This is a genomic window from Candidatus Nitrospira salsa, assembly GCF_965152625.1.
Window position 1 is genome coordinate 482,425 of record NZ_CBCUCO010000005.1, and the last position, 12,082, is coordinate 494,506.

General features: G+C 43.7%; 10 protein-coding genes. All 10 read right to left on the reverse strand.

What is annotated here, in order from left to right; genetic code table 11:
* Positions 1–72: 72 nt before the first annotated feature.
* The gene (locus ACWQXP_RS22640) at positions 73–909 is read right to left on the reverse strand and encodes an FkbM family methyltransferase (protein WP_454065150.1); all 837 of its coding nucleotides are present in this window, start codon (positions 907–909) and stop codon (positions 73–75) included.
* A gap of 97 nt (positions 910–1,006) precedes the next feature.
* Complete coding sequence (locus ACWQXP_RS22645) at positions 1,007–1,930, reverse strand: glycosyltransferase family 2 protein (RefSeq protein WP_454065151.1); 924 nt, start codon at positions 1,928–1,930, stop codon at positions 1,007–1,009.
* A 264-nt stretch (positions 1,931–2,194) separates the two neighbouring features.
* Positions 2,195–3,115, reverse strand: coding sequence for a glycosyltransferase family 2 protein (locus tag ACWQXP_RS22650; RefSeq protein WP_454065152.1), 921 nt, complete (start codon positions 3,113–3,115; stop codon positions 2,195–2,197).
* 483 nt (positions 3,116–3,598) lie between these two features.
* Positions 3,599–4,822 (reverse strand): glycosyltransferase, encoded by a 1,224-nt coding sequence (locus ACWQXP_RS22655; RefSeq protein ID WP_454065153.1) that lies wholly within the window; start codon positions 4,820–4,822, stop codon positions 3,599–3,601.
* A gap of 304 nt (positions 4,823–5,126) precedes the next feature.
* Complete coding sequence (locus tag ACWQXP_RS22660; protein WP_454065154.1) at positions 5,127–5,726, reverse strand: class I SAM-dependent methyltransferase; 600 nt, start codon at positions 5,724–5,726, stop codon at positions 5,127–5,129.
* 19 nt (positions 5,727–5,745) lie between these two features.
* Positions 5,746–6,420 (reverse strand): polysaccharide deacetylase family protein, encoded by a 675-nt coding sequence (locus ACWQXP_RS22665; RefSeq protein ID WP_454065155.1) that lies wholly within the window; start codon positions 6,418–6,420, stop codon positions 5,746–5,748.
* A gap of 71 nt (positions 6,421–6,491) precedes the next feature.
* Entirely contained in the window at positions 6,492–7,820 is a 1,329-nt protein-coding gene (locus tag ACWQXP_RS22670) for an ABC transporter ATP-binding protein (protein WP_454065156.1), read from the reverse strand.
* Between the two features lie 140 nt (positions 7,821–7,960).
* The gene (locus tag ACWQXP_RS22675; protein ID WP_454065157.1) at positions 7,961–8,800 is read right to left on the reverse strand and encodes an ABC transporter permease; all 840 of its coding nucleotides are present in this window, start codon (positions 8,798–8,800) and stop codon (positions 7,961–7,963) included.
* A gap of 365 nt (positions 8,801–9,165) precedes the next feature.
* Positions 9,166–9,636, reverse strand: a complete 471-nt coding sequence (locus ACWQXP_RS22680) for a hypothetical protein (RefSeq protein WP_454065158.1) — start codon at positions 9,634–9,636, stop codon at positions 9,166–9,168.
* Positions 9,637–9,708: 72 nt separating this feature from the next.
* On the reverse strand, positions 9,709–12,082 hold a 2,374-nt coding region (locus ACWQXP_RS22685), incomplete at its 5' end, for a discoidin domain-containing protein (protein ID WP_454065159.1).

The window sequence follows — 12,082 nt, forward strand, 5'->3', positions numbered from 1 at the left end:
ATCGGATACATCACACATGATAACCTCACAAACCCGCATAACCTGTCCATACTTTTCTTAACCGCCTGAGAATTACATCGTACCTTTCACGGTACTTCCAACATTTTTCGCATACACGAGGCAAAACCACATAGTTTTGTCCGTCCATTGAAATGGTGGCTTGGTCACCTGGCTCGTCTCTTCGTCAAAATCATGAATCAAGTAACGAAACCCTTCGCGATCAAGTAGGGATAAGATTGCTCCCATCCGCTGTTCCACATTTGGCCAGCTATGGTATTCCAATACAAGTTCACGTACATTCCTCAACTTTCCACTACGTGCGACTTCCTCAAGCACAGGAAGTTCTTCTCCTTCTATATTCAACTTTAAGAAATCGACAGGTTCAGAAAGATATGCGGAAAGTTTTTCTAATCGTACCGTTATGGATCCGCTCCCGTCTCCAAGATAACCTCCCGCACTTCCGTCAGCCTGAAATGTGCCTTCACCTTCTTGAGCTGACAATCCAGAGTTCACCAAGGTTACCCCATTCAATCCGTTTCTTGATACATTCCCTTCAAGCAACTCATAAATTTTAGGGTCAGGTTCAAAACCAATGATCCTTGCTTCAGGATAGATCTTTTTAAAATAGAGAATGGACATACCAATATTGCTTCCACCATCGATAATCAACGGATCATTTCGCTGAGCTTCAAAGTGATAAATTTTATTTACAAATTCGTCTTTAAATTGAATATAAAAATTTGGACCGTCAGTGATCCGAACGTCATAATTGAGAAAGTCCACTGACTCTCCCCATGTTTTCTTTTCTACTTTCTTTCGAAATTTCTGTAAACTGACTTGCTGATAGTATGGTTGAAGAGTTTTCTGTAATGTATTCGGAAGAAGCCTCGTCGCTAATTGTTTTATCATGTCTTCACAATCTCCTGTTTCCTTTCACGGTAGGACACCCACTCGACATAAGCCAGCAGACACGATGCCCAAAAACATCAACCGCCCAAGCACAGCTTTACACTTTAATATTTTGACCGGGCCAATACGGCTTACACGGATTCGTCAATCTTCCTTGCACTTGCCCAACAAGCTCTCCTGCTTGCTGAGCAAAACGTCGAAGCCATGAATCTCGGCTCAAATGCGTGGACCAATGCACGCGGACTCCACCTTTGATCGTACGGAATAATTGAACTATAGATCCTCGCAATGAAGGTGGGGCAAGCATGCCATGAACACGATAGCGTTTATAACACCAATAATTGGAAGCAAACCTGTTTTTACTTCGGAAATATAGAGAGCGGAGCGAAGGATTGACACGGCCTATACGTATTTGGATCGCAGCTGTTGGCTCATAATGCAGCGCAAACCCTTCTAATTGAATTCGCCAAAAGTAGTCTGCATCCTCTGCATGCAGAAGACATTCATCAAATCCTCCGATCCTTTCATGAAGCCACTTCTTGATCCCAAAATTTCCACTCCCTCCTCCTGGCAAAAACCGTCCGATGTAAAGTCCATCTTCCCAGGATTTGGCGAAATCATTCGCTGTGCGAGAATCGTTAAACTTATCAAATTGAAATTGCCCACACACCACTAGATGATTCGAGAGAGCATGTATCATTGAACCAACCCATGTAGAAGCAACTTCGTCATCAGCATCACAAAATGCCAAAGTATCAGATCTTGCCGCTCGCGCTCCGACATTTCTTGCATGAGCGGCTGACCGATGTGCTCCCCCCACATTAACAACTCGAATTCCTGAAAACTTTTCCTCAAACGTTCTTACGATTTCCATTGAAGAATCTAAAGAGCCGTTGTCAGCGATAATCAATTCCCATGGTTCTGACCACTGTTGAGAAGCTAGGGCATTGAGCTGTTGTCCTAATGTCGCCTCAGCGTTTAGACAAGGAATGATCACACTAAGTCTAAAAGATTGTCCCATGCTAAAATCACGTTCAAAAAAATGAAATTATCGGAAAACCCCATAAAGTTACTTGCAAGAAATTAAAAATCGAATTCCACCCTCTATTTCCTCTGCGAAGGAATAACCTTTCTGCTATATTTTTAGTAGCTTTACAATCCTTACCTATACATGACCAATATGATGCCAATCGACAAACTACAGTCTCAATTGCTTCAAAGGTAAGTCTTTAAAGAAATACTCTTCTTCCCTCTTTCACGTTAGCCATTTCTATTATTTCCCAATTCACCTTTTGCTACTTTGACCTGGCCAAAATGGCTTACACGGATTCGTCAGTCTTCCTTGCATTTGACCTACAACTTCACCAGTCTGTTGAAAAATACGTTGAAGCCATGAATCCTTACGCGAACTCTTTGACAGACACACTTGAACCCCACTCTTGATCGTGCGTATTAATTGTAAGGCAGATCCAGTCAATGATGGAGGGGGAAGCATGCCATGAACACGATATCGTTTATAACACCAATAATTGGAAGCAAACCTGTTTTTACTTCGATAATAGATGGAGCGTAATGACTGATTAACACGCGCTATGCGTATCTGAATCGCGGCCTCTGGAACATAATGCAGTGCAAATCCTTCCAATTGAATACGCCAAAAATAATCTGCATCATATGCATGTGGGAGACATTCATCAAATCCTCCAACGCGTTCGTGGAGAGCTCGTCTTACCCCAAAATTTCCACTACCCCCTCCAGGCAGAAAACGCCCTGTATATAACCCATCTTTCCATGCTTCAGCTGAATCTTGAGCTGTACGTGGATCATTAAACTTGTCGAACCGAAATTTCCCACAAACGATATCATGAACTTGAAGTGCTTCTCCCATAGAAGCTACCCACCCAGGCTCAACCTCATCGTCCGAATCACAAACAGCGAGATAATTCGACGTCGCAGCATCCGCCCCCCTATTGATCGCATACGATCCACCTTTCTTCGCCGATGCGTCAAGTATTTGAAAGTGCGAGAAGAAACCAGCATATTGCTGCGCTATTTCAACTGATTTGTCAGTTGAACCATTATCTACAATCACGAGTTCCCATAGATGGTCCCACTGTTGAGCAGCAAGAGCATCAAGCTGTTGCGCAAGCGTTGCCTCTCCATTCAGGCACGGAATAATAACACTCAGCGCTAAATTATGTCCCATGTTGAGAAAATCATCACAGACTGGCAATACGGACAATGTCAGTCATTTCAGCAACGACATTGAGAAGATTGAACATTTCTATATAGTTCATTTGAGTTACATCGATGAATCACAAAATTGACAAACTATCTTCACCAAGAACAATCAGTATGGCTGACCAAACCTAGAGATAATCAGCTTATACCGTAGACAGTTGCAAATGAAATCGCTAGGACAATTGGACCAAACCAAATAGATTCCCCACACGTACGAGCCAAGAACCTGTTGGGGGTGAATTTCAGACAGCTCCATCAAAACCTCGGTCACCAGACCCTAAACCAGATAAATTGTGAAAGAGTTGTGTTTGAAATTGTGCCTACCTGAGAACCGAAAAAAACGATTTCGTGGACTTTCTGTTCTTTTTATCTTCTTACACAGTGTCAGCATCGCGTCGAAAATTGAAACCTTCTTCGTCCATCTCACTGGTCATCAATCATGATGATTTCAAGCATTAGCGCCATATGCATCGTTGATCTTTAAGATCACCTCTCGATATTCTTTCGCAAAATTTTCTCTTGTATAATTTCCCCTAGCAAAATTCCATGCGCGTCGTGACATTTCCTCTAGTTCACATTGAGACATTCGAGACACCTGTTTAATAGCATCCCGGACATGACTGATTGAACAATCCTTCAACGTTAGACCAAAATCATGCACATCAACTCCTGATTCATAGCTCACAATTGGAATTAACCCTGCATGCATACAGGTCTTGATTGAAGGAGCTCCACCTTCAGAGCAACTCAGATGTATCATTGCAACACACGCATCTGCGATCTCACGAAACTGTTGACTCTCAATGTCAACCCATCCAACAGCATGAATATTCGAAGTTTCGTAAAGTTCTTGATAATAAGCCGAAACAAAGTCCTTCTCCTGCTCAATGGGAGCGCAGATCATCAAATGACACTCCGGCAAGGCGGTGAATGCCTCTAACGCCAAATCAAGGCCTTTATGAACAAGCCCCCCACTACTAAACCACAGAAAGTATTTTTTACAGTGCTCCCAATTCTTTTGAGGTTGATCCATGAGCATGGCACACGGACTGGGCAATTTATAGATGGGTTTCCGTGCATAGGCAAATGTATCGGCAACAAAATCATTGCCTGTTGTCGTGGCACAATGGGCATGCTCAATCCCCAAATTTGGCATTTCAAACCTTCTAGCCTTTAAGGTCACTCCACGTCTCTGTTGTAACTGCAATAAGCGAGTGGCTTCGGCCGCATTATGAAAGACAATATGAGCTGTATCAAGATGCATGATCTTTATGCAATCGGGATGAAGAAGTGGCGTAAGTCGTTCCATGTTGTTTCGAACATCCACAAAGATGGAATAAGATTTTGTTGGAACAAAATGATGATTCGTCCAATGAATCACATCGACTTCATAGCCAAGCTCAACAAAAGTGGTCACCATCTGAAATGATTGCCAGATATTCGTGTGCCTATTGGGAAATGATGCACCAGGCTGAAGAAAAAACCCACCAATAATATAGGAAAAGAGAACCTGTCCTCGCCTAGTACCTTCAGGGAAAAGTGTAACCACACGACATTCCGGCGAATGACGTCTGGCCTTTTCTTCCTGCACTTCACGGAAAAACCTTCTGGCTTTCCCCAGAAACACATAGGTCAGTGAATCCTGAAACGTTAAAAGGTCTTTTCTCTTCATGGGTACGATAGAAGATGAGGTTGAGCCAAAACATTACCAGTTCAAACGTTCAGCACATCCCGCGCATTTACGTCATAAACGCTCATCGCGTCGATATTTCCCGGCGAGGCAGTAATAGCACAAAATACTCTATTGGAGATAAAGGTCGGAAAACTCTATATGCCCTATTTTCTCACATACTGCGAACAATCGCTTTCACCCTGCCGAGTTTTGCCATCATGGGTTACCTCTCTGACCCACAATACTAAACAGAGATTCCTGCTGTCTGAACAAACTTATTTTTCTAGACACTTCAGCATCCATGCTATTTTGGTTTGCAGATAGCCATTTGCGTCCATTGATGTAAATTCGTGACTCGATGGTCAATAACATCGAAATGTGCAGAAAGGTATTTATAGAATTCGGCAAAATTCCATTCTCGTTGATGCGCCTTATTGTTGGGGGGGCCCCAATACCCTCTCTGCCACGGCCTGTAAATAAGACTTCGATCTGGAGTTGAGAACACAAGATAGTGATATGAAATTCGTTTGATAAACGCCAACAACTCATCTGGATCAACGAGGTGTTCAATGACATCAGAACAAATCACCACATCTGTTGTGATTGAGGGATCTGCCGTAAAGTCTGAAATTTGCCATTGTTTGTTCGGATATCTTTCTTGAAGCACTTGGATATTGACTGGAAGCTCTAATCCAATCGTCTCGTAGTCGTCAAAGTAGGTCAGTAATTTGTAAGCTGAGCCACAGCCAATATCAACAATGGACCTCAAGTTGTGCCGTTTCATTAACCCTAAGGCATGCAAATAGACTTCTAACTGCCATTCATCTTCAAGTGATAAATCATCATAGTGGACGTACTTGTTCCTCGATCTATACAAACCAGTAATGCCATACTGCTTATCCATAAAAACCCTACCTCATTGTTTATTCCGATGACGACCAATTGCAAACCGGCTTCCCAGCTCGTAACAGTTCAGGAACAGTAACGAACCGTATCTGTCTCTTTAATGTAGAAAGTGCTCGATCCAGTCCATTGAGCATTGGACCTCTGTCTTTATCCTGTTCCATCACTTCATTTCCTGCATAAATCGCATCATGCAACAACATAATACAGCCCGGCTTCACACGCTCGATCATTTTTTTTGTAATGTCTCCCGAATCCTGTCGAACCCAATCTTGGGTCGAGACATTCCATAAGATCATTTGGTAGCGAAACAACCACGCATCGAAACGAATCTGAGCATTTTGGGCGCCAAACGGAGGGCGAAAAAGTCTTTGACAATAAGGCGCCGTGCCCTTAGCACCCTTCCTCAGTTGCTGCAAACGATGCAGGCGGGAAGGAGTTTTTGTCAGATTAGGGTGATTCCAAGAATGATTGCCAATGACATGCCCATCCTGCGCCACATCGTGGACAATCTCCGGAAACCGGCTTGCAGCCTCCCCCACCATAAAAAATGTTGCTTTTACGTCATGCTCGCGAAGGATACGCAAAACCCATGGCGTGTAAATCGGGTGCGGACCATCGTCAAATGTCAACGCAGCCACTGATTCTTGCGTTTCAACATTGGTGATGGGATTGAACCCATTTGTCATAAACATTGCATCACACCCCTTCGGCCTATGAATTAAAAAAAACCTTGAACCCGGTTGAACGGACGAACATTCACAGCCTAAAGACGCTGTCGTTGCCACACACAGACTTGATGGGGAGAAAACATACCCAAGCGTCTAAATGAAAACGGATACCCTGACTCAGATATTGTAAAATTCAATATATCAAAATATTCTCGATGCACAGTATCTTGGGGTTTTCCAAAAATCCCGAGAGAGATGAAGTACTGGCCTGGGTTCAAAAGTCCCTGAGGAAACTCACAGATCGATTGATAGAGGCCTGGCTCTTTCATAGCATTCTCTGTGGCTGGGCCTTCACCATCAGTGTCATGAGCCGCCCACACCACCGAACCAAATGAATCACGCAAAAAAAGATAGACTTGAAATTCCTTTAATCCATGTTCAACTTGATATTCAATTTCTACGTGTATTTTTTGATTAAAATGCATAAGCGAACATTCTTCATTGTCCTCTCCTGACACAATTCTGGCTTGTCTTAACCATGCCCAAAGCCCCTCTCGTTCCATTTCAGATGGGCCAGCCCAGAAGGCCCCCTCCCCTCGCACCTCTGACGACAGATACTTATTAACGATATCGAAAGGGAGTCCATCATCCTTCACGCAGCCTCCATCGACCCACAAGGCACGACTGCACAGCTGGGTAATAGCCCCCATATTGTGACTGACGAATAGTACCGTTCGCCCTTGCTTGGCAACGGTACTCATTTTCCCTAGACATTTTGCTTGAAATTCGGCATCTCCAACAGCCAACACTTCATCAACAATAAGAATTTGAGGCTCTAAATGTGCCGCAACAGCAAACGCCAGTCGCACATTCATACCACTCGAATACCGTTTAACGGGTGTATCAAGAAATTTTTCTACTCCAGAGAAATCCACGATTTCATCAAACTTCCTATCAATCTCCTTCTTTTTCATTCCTAACACGGTTCCGTTCAGATACACATTCTCTCGTCCAGTTAGCTCTGGATGAAACCCTGTTCCTACTTCAAGCAGACTTGAACTCTTTCCGTGGACTTCGATGTGCCCTCGCGTGGGAAAGGCAATCTTGGATAAAATTTTCAGCATGGTAGACTTACCCGCGCCATTCTTTCCCACAATGCCAACAACCTCGCCTTTTTCCACGGAAAAAAATACGTTTCGTAACGCCCAGAAAAGATCAGAACCATTGATATTCGCTGAAAACTCAACATCAGAACTCACGTCGTCAAACGTATAAAGTGAACGGTATTTTCGATAATTTCTTAACGGGCTTTTTACGAAATTGAGAAAACCTGCCACTAAACTATCATGCATTTCCTCTTTTAACCCAATACGGTAACACTTACTGATATTTTCAACTTTAATAGCAACATTCCTGGAATTCATCGTATCCTCGACCACCCGACATTACTGAACCTATTTCGTATCAGAATTCGCATGAACCGTCACACTTCAACGTCTCAGACTTCCATCTACTCTGGAGAAAAGACCTTGGAGCACATGAACCTAGTGCTCTCAAGAATTCATTAGAGAACATCAACCATCATATATTCCATTCGCTTGAAATACCACGCGCCACTGATGAAGAGGAGAATGGTCACGATCATGCCTGGCACAATATAGATCCAGGGCATTGGCGTTCCGAGTAAACAGGCACGATAGCCTTCGATAATTCCAACAATCGGATTCAAAGAATAAAAAAAACGTAGAGTTGCGTCTAGCGACGATGCTGAATACACAATCGGGGCGGAGTACATGAGCATCCCAATACCAAATTGCATCCCAAACCTTACATCACGAAACCTCACGGCAAGCGACGATAACCATAACCCGACGGCTGATGGAAACATCACCATAAAAATAAGAAATAAGGGAAGATAGAGTACATTCCATGTTGGTGAAATATCATAGTACAGAAGAACACCAATGATGATTATGAAAGAAATCGAGAAGTCCACTAGCTTGGCTAACACGCTACTTAAAGGGAAAATTAGCCGTGGAAAATATATTTTGCCGAGCATCGCCATCCCAGACACAAGACTTTGACTTGAAGAAGTCATCGTTTGAGATAAATAGGTCCACGGAACGACCCCAATGGAGGAAAATACAATATACGGGATGCCTTCCGAAGATAACTGTGCAATATTCCCAAAAATAACGGTAAAGATAATAATCTGAACTAGTGGGTTCAGGATGGCCCAAGCAAAGCCAAGGATAGTTTGCGCATACAAGACTTTCACATCTCGCCAAACAAGAAAATATAATAGGTCACGATAATCGAAAAGTTCTTTAAGATCTGATAACGACCAGCCTGACCTAGGCCGAATTATGTCAACCGAATCTTTAATCACCGTTGCATCGTTCATAGTGCTTACGTCTATCTCTTACAAAATCTATGGGAGTAGTCTGACATTAGGTACATAGGTGCGCTTGAAGACCACTAAGCAGTCTATTTCGTCTTTAATCATACGAATATGGTCATACCCTGCGCTCTAAGATCCTCGACAACATGTCCTCTTTCCAATTTGTAGTCTCTTTTGCTCCAATATAGGGGATACCAGCACGAGAAACAATTTACTCATTTACAGGTTAACGTTCATGAGTGAAAACAACCATTCCTCACACACATCAACTTAGAATAGAGATTGAGGGGAGCGTAGAAGCAGATTTTTTGAAGAAGAGTGTTGAATCACGTAGAGCATCAACCAGTAGAACCTTTAAGGCAACTTCCTCAGCGTTTACCAACGACCTTCCAAGTTCCCTGCTGATCTCGATTGAGACTCAAGTGAAAACTTTCAGAAGGACCATTGACCCTGTCGATAGATACGACGGCTGCCCTTCTTATTTTCTTGTTAGAGAGAGAACCTTTCGCGGACAGAATATCCTCGTCTTTTTTTCTCTTGCGAGATGATACGTTATCCTGCAATTGACGTGGACGAAAGACTTTAATCGAACCGCGAAGTTTACTTCCTCCATAGTGGTCACGCAAAAACTGTGGGTAGGCTTTATTTTCCCGCACAAGTTTGCCAATCATGACCGAAAGATTACCGTCAATATATCGTTCAAGCGTCACTGTATCTCCAAGTTGGAGAGCACGAATAAATGGGTGAATTAGTTCTTGCACGATTTGATTACGCTCAACGTCATCCGTAGGTTCAAACATTTCTTGCTCGAATGCTTGATGACTAGCGAACGCATTCATGACCAACAAACCACAGAGAGATATCGAAGCGATAGGAATAGTTTTTAGGTACCACATACGGTCAAACCTCTACTAGGGAGTTGTGCATGTTCCTCCGCTCAAAGCTATACACCAAAGAAAAGCAATGGATTGATACCCAGTTCCATTTGGGTGCAAACCATCACTCGAGAGTTCAGTTTGGTTTCCTTGAAAGTGAGTAAACAGATTCGGTGGCGTCACCGTCAACCCGTTACTCAGAACAAGTTCATCGACCACAATATTATAATCTTGAATGAACGCAATGCTCGAACCATTTGTGGTATACGGGACTTTAGCAAGATAAACTTCTCTGTTTTGACTGGGATCGTGCAGCAGATTGATCACTTGCTGGACATTGTCCTTATATGACCCAGGATATCCTGGGTCATTTGGATTCAACCCTTTCCCACTTGGAACAAGCCCTGAGTTCGCATCATTTGCGCCAATCAAAATCAAGAAAACAGAGGTTTTCTTTCGCTTCTTAAGAATTTTCGGTGCACGAATGACGATGCCGGCTGAAGAGTCTCCACTGACTCCATCATTGTGAATATCGTGCGGGTGTCCATGTTCAACAGTCAGGAGGTCATTTAAGATTGGGGTAAACCCAAGACCCGTATTTGTGTTTCTTCCATCTTGAGAGGTCCTATCCGTTGGATCATCATCACCTACGCCCACGGTAATACTATCTCCTATAGCAGCATACACATCTCCAAGTCCCACATTAGTCACGATATCATAGGTGGTATTACCTGAAGAAATTTCGGTTCCCATATCATCAACAATGAAGGCTTCAACTTGATGATTATCACCCACCAGACCCGAAAACGTCGTCTGGAATGTATCTGGATGAATCACTCCATTGGCTGGAAGAATGATCGTCTGCTCTTGAGCACCACTATCAACAGAAAACTTGACTCCCCATCCGGCATGTAATGCTTGAGTCAAACACACGCTCGCACTTACCGTTAAAGTCGGCCGAGATTGCACTTCGTTGGATAGTGGATCAATAAAGCGCACAAATGGGACCTGGCAGACTCCCTCTATATTGGCCTCTGCCATTGCAGCCCACCGATTTCCGTTTACTTCTGTGAGAGCAACAAGACGGACGAACTGACCAGTTTTTGGGGGAAATGCCACCCGTTGTTCAGTCTGACTATTAATAAAGGTACCATTAGCAACCGGTGATCCCCAGTCTCGACCATCTTCACTAATGTAAATATGGTAATGAGCAATACGGCCATTCGCTCCTCCACTGTTTGGCCGTGGAAGATACCGAAAGGCATCAATAGTAAAGGCTGCACCTAAATCAATCTGCATATCATGAGGGCCCTCGACATTATTCCATTGAGTCGTCCAGATGGTATTCGGATTTCCATCCAGGACGTTACTGGCAGGATGATTTCCTAGTATAACTTCCTCACTATTCACAAACGTTATAGTCCAATCTGCACGAGGAAGTACTGAGTTTCCTCCAGCAAGCACCTTAATGGTGACAGAGGCCGGAAAAGGATCTGCAAGGCCAAATACATCTGTCACCGTAAATGTCACCGTATAGGTCCCTGGATTATTAAATGTCATGGGCCCAGGATCTTCTAGAAAAGATTCAGGAATGCTTGGATCACCAAAATTCCAGTGAAAGCTCAACGGAGAATCTCCATTGGAATCGAAAAACGTTCCAGAAAACGACACTTGGTTTCCACTATTTATCGTGACATGGGTTGAAGGTACGTCGATGATTCCATTTGGAGCATAATTCCCGGAGAAAGGAGCTCCAAGGACATTCAGCTCTGCAAGGTTGTTAAATTGAAATCCATTAAAATCACCAAGAGGAACAATTCGTACATACTGTGCGGCCATTCGCGGGAAGATAAATTCTTTTTCCTGAAAGTTGTATGAAAATTCACCACTATTTACAGGATCTCCCCAATTTACCCCATCTTCACTCAAGTAAAACTCAAAAAATGAAATCCAACCTGCCTCCTCAACTGAGGAAGGAAGGGCACGAAATCCCTCAATTTCATAGGTATTGCCCAAATCCAATTCAAGATTATGTGGACGAGAATTTAAGGTTTGCCAAACAGTATTTGTATTACCGTCGAATGCATTACTTGCCAGAGTTCCAGAATCCTGACTACTCACAGAGTGAACGGACCACTGAGCCTGATTTAGAAGCATAATGTTTTCAGTAACAGTCACCCCTGCATCGACAGTATCTGAATTGGAGTCGGTCACCCGGACCGTCGAGGTCCCCGCATTCGGCCCCGCTGTATACAGGCCCGTCGTCGCGTTCACCGTCGCCCCCCCACTCGTATCCGTTTGCACACTGAACGTGTACGGGGGCACCCCGTTCACCCCGTCAAAGTCCTGCTGCCCACCCGTTGACACCGTTCCCGTCATGGGCGTGATCGAGAACGCACCCTGCACCGTT

What these genes read in the sequence shown, in the direction of transcription:
- ACWQXP_RS22640 (WP_454065150.1), bottom strand. Translation starts at nt 909, where the DNA reads ATGATAAAACAATTAGCGACGAGGCTTCTTCCGAATACATTACAGAAA.
- ACWQXP_RS22645 (WP_454065151.1), bottom strand. Translation starts at nt 1,930, where the DNA reads ATGGGACAATCTTTTAGACTTAGTGTGATCATTCCTTGTCTAAACGCT.
- ACWQXP_RS22650 (WP_454065152.1), bottom strand. Translation starts at nt 3,115, where the DNA reads ATGGGACATAATTTAGCGCTGAGTGTTATTATTCCGTGCCTGAATGGA.
- ACWQXP_RS22655 (WP_454065153.1), bottom strand. Translation starts at nt 4,822, where the DNA reads ATGAAGAGAAAAGACCTTTTAACGTTTCAGGATTCACTGACCTATGTG.
- ACWQXP_RS22660 (WP_454065154.1), bottom strand. Translation starts at nt 5,726, where the DNA reads ATGGATAAGCAGTATGGCATTACTGGTTTGTATAGATCGAGGAACAAG.
- ACWQXP_RS22665 (WP_454065155.1), bottom strand. Translation starts at nt 6,420, where the DNA reads ATGTTTATGACAAATGGGTTCAATCCCATCACCAATGTTGAAACGCAA.
- ACWQXP_RS22670 (WP_454065156.1), bottom strand. Translation starts at nt 7,820, where the DNA reads ATGAATTCCAGGAATGTTGCTATTAAAGTTGAAAATATCAGTAAGTGT.
- ACWQXP_RS22675 (WP_454065157.1), bottom strand. Translation starts at nt 8,800, where the DNA reads ATGAACGATGCAACGGTGATTAAAGATTCGGTTGACATAATTCGGCCT.
- ACWQXP_RS22680 (WP_454065158.1), bottom strand. Translation starts at nt 9,636, where the DNA reads ATGAATGCGTTCGCTAGTCATCAAGCATTCGAGCAAGAAATGTTTGAA.